Raw genomic sequence first — 16,574 nt, 5'->3', positions numbered from 1 at the left:
TTCAAGACGCGGCCCTTATAACTGTAAAAAATGTAATAAAGACCTGAAACATATGATAATAGCTAATAATTTAACCCAAAGCAAAATCGAATACGATTGCGAATGTAAAAATGAATGGTTAGCTGAAGTAAATAATTCAGATATGAATAACTCAACAGTTGAGATTAAACATATCCCACTATATTAAATAGCTTAAAATAATAATTAATAGTAGGAGGAAAATATGAAAACCAAATTTGTTAGTTTACTGGCTATACTTCTTGGATTAATAATTATCGCATTTCCAGTAATGGGAGTTATTGGAGTTAGTTCCTTAATTGGTTTATCAATATTATTAATATCCATTTATTTACTTGTTATTGGAGTAAGCATAATAGATTACAATACTAGGGGAGCAATACTGGATTTGTTCTTAGGTATTGTGCTGTTATTATTAAGTATCTGTTTAATATTCCATCCGGCATTTCTCGGATTCTTAACTGAAATCTCATTATATCTTGCAGGAATTATGTTAATTATTGTTTCTGTTGCTTCATTGATTAATAATCGTAATTCCAGATATGGATTTTATATTGGAATTGCCGGAATCATACTTGGTTTATTGTATATAATAATTGGAACTTACATTGCAAACCCTATTATTCTTGGTACATTAATAGGAATATGGTTAGTAATAAATGGTATTTTGAAACTAATGGATAGGTAAAAACTATCCCATTTCTTTTTTTGGTGTTTAATTTGATTGGAATTAGTGCAGATTTTGACCCGGTTCACAAAGGTCATGAAAAATTAATAAATGAAGCTAAAAAATTAGCTGAAGAAGAAAACAAAAAAGTGGTTGTCTATCTTAATAAAGGTTTCAGTGCAAATCATGCACCTTTTTTTGTTGATTTTGAAGCTCGTCGTGAAATGGCATTGGCCCTAGGTGCTGATGAGGTCAGATCATTTGAGGGGCTACATCACAGGTTAATTCTATCATACAGTGTGCCAATCAGACTGAAGCAAATGATTGACGATGGTGTGACAGATTATATTACCTCTGCAAGCATCTCACTGGATGAAATCAAATCAAAAGCACAGAAATTTATTGACGAAGGCAATTTTGTTGGAATGCCGAAAAGCTATACCAACAGAAATGAAATCCGATGGTATGCCATTAACGAATTTCTAGGATCCAAACTAGATTATCATGTTGTCAAAGAATTCGACAAGGAAAAATATTCCGGAAGATTGATAAGACAGTCCATTTTGGAAAACGACTTGACAATAACAAAGGATATTGAAAAACTGCTTCCAAAAACAACAGTCGAAATTCTTCAAAGGGAAATCGATGATGGAAACGTTCCCGGAGATAGGAACTGGAAGGACATCTACAAAAGAATGAACACATATTCCAGGGGAAATCTTGAAAAAATAGCTTATCTTAATGGAAATACCATTAATGAAATAATCAAAAGAAGAGTATACCGGGACCCCGAATCAATATGGGCTGCATTTAGAAGAGCGGATTACGGTCCTGTAATGACAAGACTTGCCATCAGTGCAATTGAAATGGAAGTTACAAAAAAAGAAGTAATGGACTTGATGAAAAGCTATGAGGCCCAGGGAGTAATCCCCGACAATCAAAAGGTTCAAAAGGTAATTGACAGGGCATGGTATGTTGCAAGCGAAGGTGAAAAGGGTATAAGTGCACGAGAGGCTAACGAAAAATTCAGAATCCAAAACATTGAAGTGAACGCGCCACTAAGCCTTGAAGCCGGCTTGAATTTGACAAAATTTGAAACCAAAATCACAAAAGAGGGGATAAATACCGACCTGTATGTTGATAAAAACGGGAAAATCTCCGTCCAGTTTAAAAGCGAAGGCAAAAAGATTAAAACAAATTTAAGACTTCCTGCTGTGGAAGTTACTTATTTAAGGTATATTATGGATTCCCATTTCATTCCTGTTAACGGAAGTATAAAAAAAGCTAAAAAAGGATTTAAAGTTAATGTGGTTATTGGTTAAGCTTTTTTAAAGCCGCTTTTACCATTACCAATTCATTTTCATCGAAATAATCGATTATTTCGTTTAATTCTTCTGATTTTCTTTTGGAATTGTTTAATGTGTTGTTGATTCTTGAAATTGATTTTTCCTTGAATTCGTCCCCTTCAGTCAAAGATAGGATTTCAAAGAATTCATCTTCCAAATCATGTGACTTTGCTATTTCACTTGATTCAATCAGAACTGCCGATACGGTTTTTGTATAGCAACTTCTAAGCAATTTTAAAATGGCCGCATCGCCTACATTATCGCTGATTTTTTTAGTAATCATGTAATCATTTAAAAAGAGCAGTCTATCGGACATCTCTCCTGAGATGTACAAAACTGGTTTTGGAAAGTCAATCTTTCCGATGATAGCCCCATCCACCAAATTGGCCACATACCTATCTATTTCCAAAGTGGTCTTTGGTGAAATATTATTCAAATCCAAATAGATTCCTTTGGAATATTTTCCATATTTTTTTGCAATGTCCAAAGCGCTGCTTGGAGAATTTGCAGAAATTAGAATATCGGAGTGAACAGCCACATCCTTAAATGTGTCTAAAATTTCAATATCTGATTCTTTAATCCGTTCTATAGTTTTGGCTGACCTGTTTTCGAGTGAAGTTATAAACCTTATATCGTCTGATTTTAGCAAATTTAGAATATTTTGCGAAACTTTCCCAAATCCTATAAAGCCAATAATCATATTATCACTTAATTATTTTTTAAATAGAAGCATGTCATGCAAATTTACGCCTATATCCCGTGAGATTGTATTGCATTTTGCACATAATAAAAAGTAAATGTCTTTTTCTGACAAGTCTATTTCAGTCAGTCCTTCATAGTTTCCCATGCCTTTTGAGATTATGAACCTGTGATTATTGAAAATCTGTCTAAATTCATCTGAGATTTCACTGTCAACATATCCTACGGTTCCGGCACCTATTTCAACAATTTCACCAAACTCATCAAGCCCCGCATCCAATGCTTCCTTCATGCATGCGTCATTTAAAATTGGCTGTGATTTTACTGCAATTGTAATGTCCAGTCCATATTCTTTGATTTTAGCCAAAAGCAACTTGTCGAAAACTATTTCACCAGTATTGTCAACCAAATATAATACCTTATCATATTTTTTAAGTGAATTTTCAAATTCCCCTATGTCCTTGACAGCCAAATCCTTTTTTAGAGAGCCTTTAATAACGCTTTCAATATCATCATCCAAGGTGAATGCTCCAAAATCCAGGATATTGCCAATGATGGCAATCTTTACATAGTTTTCCAGACTGTCATCCTCTTTTAATATCTTTTTTACATCTGGCAAATATTTTAAAGCGATTTCATTGCCTTCAATCTTTTCTTTAAAATAAGGATCATCACAACCGGTTTTTTGCTTAATCATCTTATGCATGGTTGAACCGGTTTTATTGGAGTTGGTTCCTTTAGAAAAATTATCGGCAAGATATTTAAAAATATCTCCCATTATTTCCATCTTAAGGTCCTCATCATCAGTTGATAAATCTAAAGCTTCCCTGGCTTGTCTTAAAAAGCAAGGCCCACACTCATAACTAACCTTCAAAATTAACCACCATAAATAATTTGAACTAATTGAATCTCATCATCCTCTTCAATCACAGTATCCTCAATGACAAGTTCCCCATTCTGTTTTGAGACCATCGTTTGGGCAGACAATCCCATTTCTTCAAGCAAATCTTTAATAGTATAATCTTTTCTTGGAATTTCCCTTTTTTCTTCCAAATTCTTATATTTCAATAAAAATGACATTTTATCACAATCCTAACTCTTCTAGAAATGAACATGCTTTGCATAACTCATTGGCTGAAGGTTCACCGCATCGAACACACCTGCCATGTGAATAATCCTTCTTAAGTTCCTCTTTTAAAATTGCCTTAATTTTATCGTATCCCCTGAGGGTTGAATATTTGATTGTAGGATGTTTTTCGGAAAGTTGATTTATCACCTGTGAAACTTCACCCCTAAATGATTGCATGGCATAAGGGCAGCTGTCAAAGTGGACTTCCAATTCCTTTGCAACAACATATAATCCGATTTCACGTTCTGGAATTTCACGTAGCGGCTTTATTTTTACTGTGAATTCTTCTGCTTTGGATTCTGTTTTTGCACCTAATTTTGTTAAATTGTCTGTGTTGCCTTCCAGATAATTCATCATGATAGCCTGAACTTCATCATCCAAATTGTGTCCGGTAGCGATTTTGGTTGCGCCCATTTCACGAGCGGCTTTATTGATGATTGTCCTTCTGAATACACCGCAATAAGTACATGATCCCTTATGGTTATCTCTCTGCATTATTTCATCCAAGGTGATTCCGTATTCATCCTTAAGAGAGACAACCTTATGTTCTATGCCTAGCCTTTCAGCATGGCGGATAGCTATATCCACTCCTCCCTGACGATAGTTTGCAATTCCCTCATCAACAGTTACCGCACAGATATCTATGATATTCAGTTTTCTGAAACTATTTAATATTTCAAGTGTTGTTACACTATCCTTTCCGCCGGAAAGAGCCACTAGAACTTTATCGCCTTTATCCAATAATTTTTCTTTTCTGACGGTTTTGATAACTTTTTTTTCAATTGATTCAATAAAACAATCCTTGCATAACAGCTGGCCGGATTGCTCTTTTTTAATAATAACTTTAGGATTACCACATTTACTACATTGCATATTATACTACCTACATCTGTTCTACAAATTGTGCTAACTGATTTAATGTGTTTACTTCAAACACCTGGGCTCCCGCATCCTGATACAAGGAAACACAACTGTCCACAATATCCCATTTCTTTCTATCTTCAGGATTTAAAATTATAACCTTTTTGGAATCCCTTACCATTTCCTCAACGAGATCCACACTTGCAGGAATGCCATGAACCTTAGGACCTGCCCAGTCCCGGCAGTCTGATAAAATAATTACATAAGATTTATTGCTGATATTCGCTCTTTCCTGAAAGCTCTTAAATGCCGAATACATGTCTGAGGTTCCATGAACCATCATATTTTTTATACGCAAATCCTTAACCTTTATGAACGAATCGATTAGATACTCCTCTTTTAAAGCATCAGTTGTTTCGATTACCTTATTATCGAATTCAAACATTCTTGATTTCTTAAATGCGGTTTGCGCTGAAAACATTAACATGAAAAACCAGCTGCTAATCCATTCACATGATCCGCTTATGTCATTCAAGAATAAATGTTCGTTCTTATGAGGCCTAGGTTTTGATTTAACAAGCTCAAAAGGAACTCCACCATACTTTAAATTGGCCCTTATGGTCCTTCGGATATCGATTTTGTGTGAATGGGTCTGGACTTTTCTTCTTGAACGTTTATTTGCAATTCTTTTACCCAGCCTCTGACAGATTTCAAGCATCCTTGGATCGAATCTGTTAAGTTTAGTCAGGTCCTTGTTCATCAATTCGCCATCACGTTCAAGTTTTTTCACTTCATCCAAAAGGGGCTGGCCTGAAAGCATTTTCAATTTTTCATTAGTGATTTTCTCTTCTCTGACTTTTTGGGCCATGCTTCCTTGTTTTTTAATAATGTACTTGTTTGATTTAGGTCCTGTGCCCCTATATGCCTTACTTCTATCAAAATCATTGGACAATTTCTTTTCAGGTTCTTTGGTTGCAAATATCTTATCAAAAACTTTGTTGAATTTGGGAATGTCATATTTGTCCTTAACATACACTGCCATCATGGCTGTCTTTAAGAGATTCCTATCCTCTTCGCCCAAATCCATATATATCTTTACAGCTGCCTGGGTGCTTCTAACACTTACGGGCATTCCTTTTTCCCTTAATTGAGCTGATAAAGTAGCAATTTTATTAATCATCTTATCGTTTGTCGAAAATATCTTTTTTTACTCTTTTTTTATCGCTTTCGGTTTTGATGGCAACGCCCATACTTCTTTCCAAGGAATCATCGAGGTTTCTTGTTCCCAACTTAGTAACTGAGCGGACCCAGTCAACAGTTCCTCTGACAGACGGCTTCTTCATTAAATTAAGATTTCGTATTTCATGAACCAATTTGACAACTGCAGAAACGGTATCATCATCCGCTTCAGGTATTTTGGACTTGACAATTTCAATTTCCCTTTCAACAGTCGGATATGGAATATATAAAAACAGACATCTGTCCTTTGTCTCATCGAGTAAGGATCTTTGTGAATTGGATGTTAAGATAACGGTTAAATTATTTTGCAGTTGGAATGTTCCCAAATCATTAATTGTAATCTCCTGTTCGCCTAATGCCTGTAGCAGGAAACTTTCAACTTCCTCATCAGCCTTATCAATTTCGTCAATGAGCAATACTGAATCACTTTCGTTCAAAAATGCATTGAGCAATGACCTTCTTATGAAAAATTCTTCATCGAAAATTTTTTCTTCACTATTTGATTCGTTTCTGGCTGCTTCTAAATGCAGCAACTGCTTTTGATAGTTCCATTCCCCTACAATCTGTTCAAAAGTAATTCCTTCATAACATTGAATCCTGAAAAAGTCCCTTTCGAAAGTATTTGCAATAGCTTTCGCAAGTTCTGTTTTCCCAACACCCGGTGGCCCTTCTATAAGCATTGGCTTTCCAAGGAAAAATGACAGATAAACAGTGGTTGAAATCTCATTATTTGAAACATAATGTGAATCCAAAAGACTTTTATCAATATCTTTAATACTAATATTTTCAACTTGCAATTTCTAAACCTTCACAAAATTTTTATTATTAAAATAAGATTTAATCTAAATTTATTTAAACTTTATGTAACTAATATATGTAATGATAATAATATTATTAAGTATGGAGGTAAATTATGGAAACTGAAGATAAAATTATAGTTGCATTAATCATTGTAATTTTATTATTAACTGCAGTGGCCTTTATTGTGACAGGTACTGGAATGTCCTTTAACACTCAAAAAGACCCAGTGCTTAATAAAACTTCAACAAATATCACAAACAATACTACTGCTAACCTGACAACATATGACATAGACGAAGTAATTAATGACGGTTCCTCAGGTAGTTCCGGCAGTTCCTACTCATATGATTACTATGACTATGATTCAGGAGGATATACTCCTAGCCAAGATGATGATGGTGGCAATGTAGACCCTACACCAGAACCCGATGATGGCGGCGGTAGTGACGACGGTGGAGGAGAGCCTACAAATTCAGAATAAACAATAAAATTAATTATTTTTTAAATTCATCAGGATTTTTGAACAAATCAAAATCCTGAACATAATCTTTACCAGTAATCATGGCAATTTCCGCTTTCTGAAGTTCAGAACCCAGATAAGCGGCATGTTCCATTCTGGTAACTAATTTTTTTATAATTATTTCTTCATAAATTTCCTTGGCGGAATGGCCTACAATTACCAAATCAGGTTTATTTTTTCTGAAATGAGTTGCTGTAATCCTGCTGTTTTCCACAGTGGTTCCATAATCAACACTTATTTTAAAACTGCCTGCCTTATCGCGGATAAATTTCAAAGGTTCTTTACGTGTTGTTTCAGGAACACCGTCCAGTTCATTTAAAATTATATCGTTTCTTTTATGCTTGTCTTTAAATGCAACCAGATTAATTCCCAAATCTTTTGGAATGGATTTTCTATGTTTTGCAAGGAACATCATTTTGGAAGCGGTTGACAATTCATAAACGCTTCCTCTTGTTTTTCCACTTTCTTCAGGAGTGAACAATATGCTTACACCCAATTCCATACCTATTCCTGCTAGAAGTACATTAACACCTCCGGAATCGGCATCTATTAATTCAGTGACATTGCCAACACCGAAAAACATTGGTGCGGGGTTTGTCTTATGGAATTCATGGCATGCAATGATGGATTCCACAATGCTTGAACTGTTAACGGGATCAAGAATCAGATCCGCCACATATTTTAAACCTTCAGTATCCTTAATTAATTGATGCATTGACTCCACCCGTTCCATCGGGGATTTTGGAGAAATGCCTTGAGAAAAGTTTGTTGGAAGCAGCACTGCAGGGATATTCTTTTCTTTTAGAATATCGACCACTTCACTTTGGTTACCCAAATCCAGACTTAAGACAAAATCGATTCCGCATTCAGCGGCAACCCTTATCTCATCAGAATTTAATGTATCTATACTCAATGGCCGATCACCAACAATTGGGCGCAATGTTTCTATCAATTCGGGAATCTTATCTGAAAAATCTTCACCTGCAGCCATACCTATGTCAATCATGTCTGCACCAGAATCAACGAAATATTGGCATTTGTTAATTAAGGCTTCTTTAGATAAAAAAGGAGCATTAGCAATCTCGGATAATACCCTCATAGGGAAATCTTCACCTACCGGAAGGTTTCTAATCATGATGTTGTTTGGCTTTTCCAGAAGCATTTTAATATTTTCCTCATCATTTTCAAATTCTTCTATGAACTTAAAAGCCTCTTTTCTTTTTTCCTCTTCTATCAATTTATCAGCAGGCTTATCTTCAGATAGCTGAATGTTATTGACCAGGTTCAAAACCATTGCCAAGTCCGCACCATCAGTTGACCCTTTGAAAGTTGGGACTCCAAGTTCCTTTGTGATTTCCCTTGTTCCTTTTTTTATTAGTCCCGGAACCAGAATCATGTCAATATCATCCAATTGATCGGCAAAATTAGTTTTTATTTCTTTGATAATCTGTCTCGGAGTCAAAAATGCTGCCACTTGAGTATTGTCTGCAACATGAACGATAATATCTTCATTTGAATCCGAAACTACTTCTTTTATTAAAGGATATGCCAAATCGCCTGTGATAATTAGAACTTTCATAATAACCTCTCTACCAAATCATCAATATTATATTAATTATTATAGCTATTATATATTCTCTTAAAAAACGAAAATTTCTTAAAAATAGCTATTTTGAGAAAACTTATTAAAATTGTATAGATAATTAAATAGAAAATTAAAAAGCTTTATAAAATTATTTACAAAAAATAAATAATTTAAACAAAATAATTTAAACATAATTATCCAAAAACAAAAATCCAACATAAAATTTATATATTTTGTAATTTATAATGATTATACATGATAAATATATGGAGGAAAATTTAATGATTGAAATTCGTTTTCATGGAAGAGGCGGACAAGGAGCCGTAACTGCTGCTGAAATCTTGGCTAAGGCAGCATTTAAAGACGGCAAATATTCCCAAGCTTTTCCATTCTTTGGAGTTGAACGTAGAGGAGCTCCAGTTATGGCTTTTACAAGAATTGACGATGAGAAAATCGATTTGAGATATCAAATCTACAATCCAGACTACGTATTAGTTTTAGACGACGGACTACTAAATGTAGTGGATGTTTTTTCAGGAATTAAAGACAAAACTGAAGTTATTATAAATACTGAAAGTTTTGAAGGTAGTGGAGAGCATGAAGTCCACAGCATTGATGCAACTGGAATCGCATTAGACATGTTAGGACGCAACATTGTAAACACTATTATTTTAGGATATTTTGCTAAGAAGACCCAAGTTGTAACTATTGACTCATTACTTGAAGTAATCAAGGAAACATTCCCTGGAAAAGTTGGAGAGCTAAATGTAGAAGCTACTAAAAAAGCTTATGATATGGGATAAAAAGGGTGAGATGATGGTAAGTATAGGATGTGTAATTAAAACACCGGGTAACAGTAGAAACAATAAAACTGGAAGCTGGAGAACATTTAAACCAATTTTAGACAAAGAAAAATGTATTGATTGTGATAATTGTATTATCTTCTGTCCTGATTCCAGTATAAACAAACAACATGATATTGATTACGATTACTGTAAAGGATGCGGAATTTGTGCAAACGAATGTCCTTCCGATGCAATCGAAATGGTAAAAGAATAGAGAGAGTGATTTAATGATAAGAGAAGTAATGACCGCAAATAAAGCAGTTGCAGAAGCTGTAAGATTAGCTAAGCCACAAGTTATTCCTGTTTATCCAATTACTCCACAAACTACAATTTCTGAATACTTAGCACAATATGTCGCAGATGAAAAAATTGATGCTAAATATGTTAAAGTAGAATCTGAACACAGTGCAATAAGTGCTGCTGTTGGAGCTAGTGGTGCTGGAGTAAGAGTATTTACAGCAACATCTTCACAAGGATTAATGTTAATGCATGAAATTTTATATGCAGCGGCTGGTATGAGAGTACCTATAGTATTGGCAGATGCAAACAGAGCAATTTCTGCACCATTAAACATTTGGAACGATCAACAAGATTCCATTGCACAAAGGGATGCAGGATGGTTACAAATTTATGTTGAAAATGCTCAAGAAGCATTGGATACCACTTTAATGGCTTATAAAATTTCAGAAAACCCTAATGTATTGCTCCCATCAATGGTATGTTTAGATGGATTTATTTTGACACATACAGTAGAACCTGTAGAAATACCTGATCAAGAAAGTGTAGATAAATTCTTACCTCCATATGTTCCAGAACATGCATATCTTGATCCGAAAGACCCTATGTCAATAGGAAACTTTGCAGACCCACAGTATTATACTGAAGCAAGGCATGACATGGACGTTGCAATGGATAATTCCATAGAAGTAATCCAAAAAACTTGTGAGGAATTTGCAGAAATCTTCGGAAGAGAATACGGTCTCGTTGAACCATATAAAACCGAAGATGCAGACATAATTTTCGTTGCAATGGGTTCTCTTTGCAGTACTATTAGAGTAATTGTAGACCAATTAAGAGAAAAAGGCGAAAAAGTAGGTTTACTTAAAATTAGAGCATACAGACCATTCCCAACTGAAGCAATCAACGAAGCAGTTAAAGATTGTGAAAAAATAGCTGTTATCGATAAAAACTTCTCATTCGGAATTGGTGGAGCACTTTATGCTGATATGAAAGTTAAAATTGATAAAGAAATTTATGGATTTATTGCAGGTTTAGGTGGAAGAGATATCACACCTGATTATATCTTAGAAGCTTATGAAAAAACCAAAGTGCCTGAACAAGATGTCACATGGATTGGACTTAAGGAGGAATAGATATGGATATACCTGATAAAGATTTATTAGCACCAGGACACAGAGGCTGTGCTGGTTGTGGAGCATCAATTGCTGTAAAATTAGCTCTTAATGCATTAGGCGAAAACACTGTAGCTATTTCTGCTACTGGTTGTCTTGAAGTTATGACCACCCCATACCCAGAAACTTCATGGGAAGTTCCATTCATACATGTTGCATTCGAAAACTCAGGAGCTGTAGCATCTGGTGTAGAAAGTGCATTAAGAATTCAAGGAAAAGATGATGTTAACGTAGTTGCTTTCGGTGGTGACGGAGGAACTGTAGATATCGGTCTACAATCCCTATCCGGAGCTATGGAAAGAGGCCACAATATGCTTTACATCTGTTACGACAACGAAGCATATATGAATACCGGTATTCAAAGAAGTGGAGCAACCCCATACGGTGCAAGTACTACAACTTCACCAAAAGGAACTGCAAGTTTCGGAGAAGACAAACCTAAGAAAAACATGCCAATGATTATGGCAGCACATGGTATTCCTTATGTAGCTACTGCATCTATCGCATATCCTGAAGATTATGTTAAAAAAGTAAAAAAAGCAGCTGAAACCAAAGGAGCCGCTTACATACACTTACAACAACCATGTACTACTGGTTGGGGATTCCCATCTGAAAAAACAATTGAAATGGGAAGATTAGCAGTTGAAACTGGATCTTGGATTTTATATGAAATCGACCACGGAAACTTCGAAATTACTTACAGGCCTGAAGAAAGAAAACCTGTAAAAGAATACTTATCCGTGCAAAAAAGATTCAAACACTTAGATGAAGAGCACATTGACAAAATACAAAAATATGTTGACGCAGAGTGTAAAGAATTAGGATTATAGGAGGAAAACAATGGAAAGTATTGTTGTAAATAGCAACCTATGTGACGGATGTCTTAATTGTGAAAACATGTGTGCATCAGTCCATAATGCTAGTAGAATTAAAATAATAGAACATGATTCTTCCTTTTATTCCATTGTATGTCAACATTGTGAAAGTGCACCATGTATAAAAATCTGTCCAACTGATGCAATCACCGATGAGGGTGTCAATACTCAAAAATGTATCGGCTGCGGATTATGTGTAATGGTTTGTCCATTTGGTGCAATGACTTTCCAATCCAAAGTTGCTGAAAAATGTGACCTCTGTGCTGATAGAGAAGAAGGACCTGCATGTATAAAAGCATGTACCAAAAGGGCTATTACTATCGCTGATCCGGAAAAAGTCAGAGCTAAAAATCAAGAGAAATATCTTGCAAAAATGGCTGGACTATATGAACCAGACAGCGGAAAAGGCGGAATTGTCCATGTCTTAACAAGTCAAGCAAGAGCAAGACTTGTTTTAGATGAATAATAAAAATTATGTATAAATCAGGAAACTGTACAGAATGTACAACCTGTGGAAGTTGTCAACAAACACCAAATGTTGACACTCCTATTTTATTTTGTATGCATTGCCAACCATCAGAAGCGCCATGTCTACTGGCCTGCAGTGAAAATGCAATCGAAGTTTTAGGCGGAGCCATAACCATCAACGGTGAAAAATGCACCAAATGCGGAGATTGTGTTGAAGTTTGCCCTATAAATGTAATTAAAATTTAAATATTTTAAAATCAAAAAATAAGATTAATTAACTGATATAGGGTTTTATTTTGATTACTAAAGATGTTATTAAAGATACTGTTTATGAACTTTACAAACAAGCTGTCATCGTTTTAGGAGATGATGTTAAAAAATCACTTGAAGATGCTCTTAAAATTGAAGAACATGAACTAGCAAGACTAAATATTGAAGCTATCTTAAAGAATATTGAACTTGCAGAAGAAAAACAAATTCCGATGTGCCAAGATACAGGTCTGCCTGTTGTTTTTGTCAAATTAGGTAATGTTGAAGTTGAAAATTTGCGTGAAGGTATCGAAGAAGGAATCAAAAAGGCTACAAAGGAGATTCCAATTAGGCCAAATATTGTTGATCCGATAACACGTGAAAACACAAACATCAATGTCGGAGACTACATTCCCCCAATTGATATAGAATTGATTGACGAAGATTATTTGGAAATTACAATATTGCCTAAAGGATTCGGCTCTGAAAACAATAACGCACTAAAAATGGCCCTTCCTGCCGAAGGAATTGAAGGCATAAAAGAATTTGTTGTAGAATCAGTCCTTAAAGCGAAAGGAAAACCATGCCCTCCAACAGTAGTGGGTGTCGGTATCGGCGGAACATCCGATTTATGTTTAAAACTCGGTAAAAAAGCTTTGCTCGGCAAAGTTGGTGAAAGAAATCCCGACCCAACAATAGCCAAACTTGAAGAGGAAATCCTAACTGAAATTAACAAGTCAGGAATAGGTCCTATGGGTCTTGGTGGGAAAACAACCACTTTGGATGTGAAAATCTTAAAGGCACACACCCATACCGCAGGTTTGCCTATTGGAGTTTGCATACAATGCTGGGCAGATAGGCATGCTACAACAAAAATCTATGATAATTAATTAAAATCAACTGTAAAAAGCATGTCAAACATAATTTTGACATGACTCCTTTTTTATTTACACAGGAGTCCTTTTTGAAAAAAATGCATGAATTCTAGATAAAAATATATTTAAAAAAAAATATGTGAAGAACAACCCTATTGTAAAAATAGGCTCAAATAGGGTCATTAATCACATTGGTTTTGTCATACGTTTACTTTTATTTGAAAAATCTTTTTTGTGCAAAAAAATTAATACAAATAAAAAAGGCATATGTCCCACCCGCCTGCCCAAAACTAATGGAATATTTTCCATTAAAATTTGTTTCAAATCGATTACTTGAAAATGCACAATGTTTCATCTTTGTTCATATCATGATAGAATTCCGCCTTATCTTCATCAAAGTCTATGACCTGTATCATATCATAAATTTCCTCACTCAAATTAGGATTTATATCCTTCAGGACATTCTGATAATCAAAAATCATATCCTTGTTGAATTCGATTTTTTTCTCATTTTCAAATAATGCACCATAGTATATTTCCGCTTCAACTAAATCCTGGAACATATGGCTTCCGAAAGATAATTCAGGCATATAACCAACTTCACTATATGCTTCCTCCAGAATCGCAGAAAAATGGCTAATATCAGCAAACACTACTGGAATACCCAACTCAGGAGAAGACGTACCGATTCTTCCAGGGACTATTAAAATGGCAGTTTTATCATTATTTTTGCAATAAGTGTTGACATCACTGATTACCCGAGGTATTGAACTTTTTTGAGCATATGGATATTCATAGTACTTATGTGGATCAACATAACAAATTGTGTCTATCTTATTCATTCGTGACATGCCCATAGAAGATTCTTTGATATGGAAGAAGACATTCTTATCTTCAGGCATTTCGATAGCTTCATTGTTTATTGAAACTTGAAGAGGGCGGCATTGCAATAAGTTTATATTGAATGATTTGTCCTCACCAACATTAACCGTATATTCTATATCAACCGGATAATCATAAGCGGCTTCCAGTGTGCTTAAAATCTCTTTCATCTCATCAATAAATTCCTGATTCTTTACAAGCCCTTCACAATTGACAAAGACTATTTCACGACGTTGACCACGGTCGCGGAACATTCTTTCTGCTTCACGGTCATGTTCAACTAAAACTCTTTTTGCATATCTTGGAATTACATCCAGACCTTCATCGATAGGAATGTCATGTATACTGAGATTCTTAAAATCAATAACATCCAAATAATGTTGTGAATATCTGTGCTTTTCCTTTATAGTCTTTGTTATGGTCACTTCAGGTTTGTCAAGATTGATTATTCTAGGATAATCCTTTTTTGTCCTGTCGACAGCTTTTGTACCAAGACCCATTACAAGCCTTAGCATACCTTTGCTATTGTCCATATCAGGAAGCGGTGAATATGGACTGTATGAAAATCCTACACCTGCAGCAGTCGGGAAGAAATAGTCCCCGTAATATGAACCGGAAACTCTTTGAACTAAAAGAGCCATCTGTTCATCTGTATCATCCAAATCGTTTATTTTCCTATATTCCAAAGCAGAAATGTTCATAGTACTTGAATATACAATTTTTACTGCATTTTCAAAAGCTGCTAAACGTTCTTCAAGGCTCCCTCTATTTACACAAAATACTGATTCATATTTTCCTGCAAACGCATTACCATAACCGTCTTCAAGGAAACTACTTGACCTGACAATAATCGGGTTCTGTCCGAAATAGTCTAAAATATGAATGAATGCCTTTTTGATTTCATCTGAAAATTTACCATTTTTAAGGCCTTCCTCCAGCTCTTTACCATATTTGTAATAGCCTTCCGGTGTTCTTTGCTTAACCCTCAGATTCCATAAGTCGTTTGAAACAATGTATGTGTAGAATAAATCGGAACCGATGTAGAATGAATCATCAGGTTCAAAATTCTTATATATGTCCGGACGGTCCTTTTCAATTATTTTTCTTGCCAGAAGCATTCCGCATGTTTTACCACCTACCAATCCGCTGCCTACACGGCGATCATAAATTGTGAGATAATCTTCAAAGGTGAAGTATTCCTTAAGTTTAGAAAGCATCTTTTCATCTTTGGTCATCATCAGCTCACAGATTTTATCGCACTCTTCGTCGATGTTTTTGCCTTCGGAATATTCTCTTCTAACTTGAAGCATATATCTTTCCCAGCTGTCCAAAGTTCGCCCGTCCTGATACTTATCGGAATTGATTGTCTTATAATATTTGCTTACTTCCTGGCCATCCTGCAAGACTTTAACAAAACCTGTTTGAGGGTTAAACTTATGTCCTAAAAACATGGTTTGAGAATATCTGTTCCATACCTTTAATGGGGCAACATAAACCTCTTCAGGAGAGTTTGAATATACATTCAGGAATAGCTGTGTTGTTTCACGAATCTTGGCTATAGCATCATATGAATGTCTTCCACGAATAATCGGGAAATATGCTACTGTGTCCAGTTCAAATAGATATGGGCAGGTAACCTTAAAGAAATTGCCCATCATCAAATCTGTTGACCAAACCGCCTGAAGGTCACTTAAGCAGTCAAAAACATAGAATGCATCATATCCCTCTTTTTCGATGATTCTTCGAACTTCCAAAGTGAATGTTTCAAATTGATTGTATGGATTTACCTGATATATCTTAATCCCATCGCGTTCTATCATGCAAAACTCGGTGTCAGGATTGTTTTGTTCAATTTCAAGCAACCTGAAATCTTCTTCAGCCATTTCTATTAACGGAGGATGATTAGCAAACCGGATGTAAATTAAGTTCCTATTATCTTTTTTTGCTTGTTTTACATAAGGGTTGACAAAGTATGAAAATTCATTTAAATTTGTAACGTTCCAAACTACATTATCCCCTAAACGAATATTGTCTAAAGCTTTATCGAGCCCGGGAATTCCTGATTTGATTCTATCAAATGCTGTCATATTAATTTCTCCTAAT

General features: G+C 35.1%; 19 protein-coding genes (1 of these 19 only partly in view). 11 read left to right on the top strand and 8 right to left on the bottom strand.

Annotation, left to right across the window (positions count from 1 at the left end):
- The 3 genes in view from TL18_RS02165 to TL18_RS02155 are tightly spaced (at most 36 nt apart) and all read left to right on the top strand, a layout consistent with a single transcriptional unit that may run on beyond the window.
- A protein-coding gene (locus TL18_RS02165) for an archaeosine biosynthesis radical SAM protein RaSEA (RefSeq protein ID WP_067040708.1) crosses the window boundary here: on the top strand, positions 1-187 show its final stretch. Its footprint begins 896 nt before the window's first position; the window shows 187 of its 1,083 coding nt (coding positions 897-1,083); the start codon falls outside the window, past its left edge; it ends in the stop codon at positions 185-187.
- A gap of 36 nt (positions 188-223) precedes the next feature.
- Positions 224-706, top strand: a complete 483-nt coding sequence (locus TL18_RS02160) for a DUF308 domain-containing protein (protein WP_067040705.1) — start codon at positions 224-226, stop codon at positions 704-706.
- Between the two features lie 23 nt (positions 707-729).
- The gene (locus TL18_RS02155; RefSeq protein ID WP_156064511.1) at positions 730-2,007 is read left to right on the top strand and encodes an adenylyltransferase/cytidyltransferase family protein; all 1,278 of its coding nucleotides are present in this window, start codon (positions 730-732) and stop codon (positions 2,005-2,007) included.
- On the opposite strand, the gene TL18_RS02150 is transcribed toward TL18_RS02155, so the two are convergent.
- The 6 genes from TL18_RS02150 to TL18_RS02125 are packed head-to-tail and all read right to left on the bottom strand — an operon-like array spanning position 1,997 to position 6,756.
- Positions 1,997-2,731, bottom strand: a complete 735-nt coding sequence (locus TL18_RS02150) for an NAD(P)-dependent oxidoreductase (RefSeq protein WP_067040699.1) — start codon at positions 2,729-2,731, stop codon at positions 1,997-1,999. The two genes, TL18_RS02155 and TL18_RS02150, sit on opposite strands and share 11 nt — an antisense overlap.
- 12 nt (positions 2,732-2,743) lie before the next feature.
- Complete coding sequence (locus TL18_RS02145; protein WP_067040696.1) at positions 2,744-3,604, bottom strand: DUF89 domain-containing protein; 861 nt, start codon at positions 3,602-3,604, stop codon at positions 2,744-2,746.
- A gap of 2 nt (positions 3,605-3,606) precedes the next feature.
- Complete coding sequence (locus tag TL18_RS02140) at positions 3,607-3,810, bottom strand: MoaD/ThiS family protein (RefSeq protein ID WP_067040693.1); 204 nt, start codon at positions 3,808-3,810, stop codon at positions 3,607-3,609.
- Positions 3,811-3,814: 4 nt separating this feature from the next.
- Positions 3,815-4,732, bottom strand: a complete 918-nt coding sequence (locus TL18_RS02135) for a TIGR00269 family protein (RefSeq protein ID WP_067040690.1) — start codon at positions 4,730-4,732, stop codon at positions 3,815-3,817.
- Between the two features lie 10 nt (positions 4,733-4,742).
- Positions 4,743-5,900, bottom strand: coding sequence for a VWA domain-containing protein (locus tag TL18_RS02130; RefSeq protein ID WP_067040687.1), 1,158 nt, complete (start codon positions 5,898-5,900; stop codon positions 4,743-4,745).
- A gap of 1 nt (position 5,901) precedes the next feature.
- A complete protein-coding gene (locus tag TL18_RS02125; RefSeq protein ID WP_067040683.1) occupies positions 5,902-6,756 on the bottom strand; it encodes a MoxR family ATPase in 855 nt (284 codons plus the stop codon).
- Positions 6,757-6,872: 116 nt separating this feature from the next.
- Here TL18_RS02125 and TL18_RS02120 point away from each other — a divergent pair, with 116 nt between their 5' ends.
- Positions 6,873-7,241 carry a hypothetical protein gene (locus TL18_RS02120; protein WP_067040680.1) on the top strand — a complete coding sequence of 123 codons (369 nt, stop codon included), beginning with the start codon at positions 6,873-6,875 and terminating at the stop codon, positions 7,239-7,241.
- A gap of 13 nt (positions 7,242-7,254) precedes the next feature.
- On the opposite strand, the gene TL18_RS02115 is transcribed toward TL18_RS02120, so the two are convergent.
- Positions 7,255-8,859: a dihydropteroate synthase-like protein gene (locus TL18_RS02115; protein WP_067040677.1), complete on the bottom strand. Its 1,605-nt coding sequence runs from the start codon at positions 8,857-8,859 to the stop codon at positions 7,255-7,257.
- 287 nt (positions 8,860-9,146) lie between these two features.
- Here TL18_RS02115 and TL18_RS02110 point away from each other — a divergent pair, with 287 nt between their 5' ends.
- From TL18_RS02110 to TL18_RS02080, 7 genes are read left to right on the top strand one after another with little or no spacing between them, the layout of a single operon-like run.
- Positions 9,147-9,668: a pyruvate ferredoxin oxidoreductase subunit gamma gene (locus tag TL18_RS02110; RefSeq protein ID WP_067040674.1), complete on the top strand. Its 522-nt coding sequence runs from the start codon at positions 9,147-9,149 to the stop codon at positions 9,666-9,668.
- A gap of 13 nt (positions 9,669-9,681) precedes the next feature.
- On the top strand, positions 9,682-9,924 hold the full coding sequence (gene porD, locus TL18_RS02105) for a pyruvate synthase subunit PorD (RefSeq protein ID WP_067045340.1): 243 nt from the start codon (positions 9,682-9,684) through the stop codon (positions 9,922-9,924).
- A 13-nt stretch (positions 9,925-9,937) separates the two neighbouring features.
- Entirely contained in the window at positions 9,938-11,083 is a 1,146-nt protein-coding gene (gene porA / locus TL18_RS02100; protein ID WP_067040671.1) for a pyruvate synthase subunit PorA, read from the top strand.
- A 2-nt stretch (positions 11,084-11,085) separates the two neighbouring features.
- Entirely contained in the window at positions 11,086-11,952 is an 867-nt protein-coding gene (gene porB, locus TL18_RS02095) for a pyruvate synthase subunit PorB (RefSeq protein ID WP_067040653.1), read from the top strand.
- 10 nt (positions 11,953-11,962) lie between these two features.
- On the top strand, positions 11,963-12,463 hold the full coding sequence (locus TL18_RS02090) for a 4Fe-4S dicluster domain-containing protein (protein ID WP_067040651.1): 501 nt from the start codon (positions 11,963-11,965) through the stop codon (positions 12,461-12,463).
- Between the two features lie 8 nt (positions 12,464-12,471).
- Complete coding sequence (locus tag TL18_RS02085) at positions 12,472-12,711, top strand: 4Fe-4S binding protein (RefSeq protein WP_067040648.1); 240 nt, start codon at positions 12,472-12,474, stop codon at positions 12,709-12,711.
- Between the two features lie 50 nt (positions 12,712-12,761).
- Positions 12,762-13,604 (top strand): fumarate hydratase, encoded by an 843-nt coding sequence (locus TL18_RS02080; RefSeq protein ID WP_067040645.1) that lies wholly within the window; start codon positions 12,762-12,764, stop codon positions 13,602-13,604.
- Between the two features lie 314 nt (positions 13,605-13,918).
- On the opposite strand, the gene TL18_RS02075 is transcribed toward TL18_RS02080, so the two are convergent.
- The gene (locus TL18_RS02075) at positions 13,919-16,558 is read right to left on the bottom strand and encodes a PEP/pyruvate-binding domain-containing protein (protein WP_067040638.1); all 2,640 of its coding nucleotides are present in this window, start codon (positions 16,556-16,558) and stop codon (positions 13,919-13,921) included.
- Between the last annotated feature and the right edge of the window lie 16 nt (positions 16,559-16,574).

The organism is Methanobrevibacter sp. YE315, assembly GCF_001548675.1.
Lineage (GTDB): Archaea > Methanobacteriota > Methanobacteria > Methanobacteriales > Methanobacteriaceae > Methanocatella.
The sequence above is the reverse complement of the archived record's forward strand: the minus strand, read 5'-3'. Positions and strand labels throughout refer to the sequence as shown.

Coding starts and splice junctions, on each gene's coding strand:
- porB (WP_067040653.1), top strand. CDS start 11,086: ATGGATATACCTGATAAAGATTTATTAGCACCAGGACACAGAGGCTGT.
- TL18_RS02150 (WP_067040699.1), bottom strand. CDS start 2,731: ATGATTATTGGCTTTATAGGATTTGGGAAAGTTTCGCAAAATATTCTA.
- TL18_RS02115 (WP_067040677.1), bottom strand. CDS start 8,859: ATGAAAGTTCTAATTATCACAGGCGATTTGGCATATCCTTTAATAAAA.
- TL18_RS02075 (WP_067040638.1), bottom strand. CDS start 16,558: ATGACAGCATTTGATAGAATCAAATCAGGAATTCCCGGGCTCGATAAA.
- TL18_RS02135 (WP_067040690.1), bottom strand. CDS start 4,732: ATGCAATGTAGTAAATGTGGTAATCCTAAAGTTATTATTAAAAAAGAG.
- TL18_RS02130 (WP_067040687.1), bottom strand. CDS start 5,900: ATGATTAATAAAATTGCTACTTTATCAGCTCAATTAAGGGAAAAAGGA.
- TL18_RS02110 (WP_067040674.1), top strand. CDS start 9,147: ATGATTGAAATTCGTTTTCATGGAAGAGGCGGACAAGGAGCCGTAACT.
- TL18_RS02160 (WP_067040705.1), top strand. CDS start 224: ATGAAAACCAAATTTGTTAGTTTACTGGCTATACTTCTTGGATTAATA.
- TL18_RS02085 (WP_067040648.1), top strand. CDS start 12,472: ATGTATAAATCAGGAAACTGTACAGAATGTACAACCTGTGGAAGTTGT.
- porD (WP_067045340.1), top strand. CDS start 9,682: ATGGTAAGTATAGGATGTGTAATTAAAACACCGGGTAACAGTAGAAAC.
- porA (WP_067040671.1), top strand. CDS start 9,938: ATGATAAGAGAAGTAATGACCGCAAATAAAGCAGTTGCAGAAGCTGTA.
- TL18_RS02120 (WP_067040680.1), top strand. CDS start 6,873: ATGGAAACTGAAGATAAAATTATAGTTGCATTAATCATTGTAATTTTA.
- TL18_RS02090 (WP_067040651.1), top strand. CDS start 11,963: ATGGAAAGTATTGTTGTAAATAGCAACCTATGTGACGGATGTCTTAAT.
- TL18_RS02140 (WP_067040693.1), bottom strand. CDS start 3,810: ATGTCATTTTTATTGAAATATAAGAATTTGGAAGAAAAAAGGGAAATT.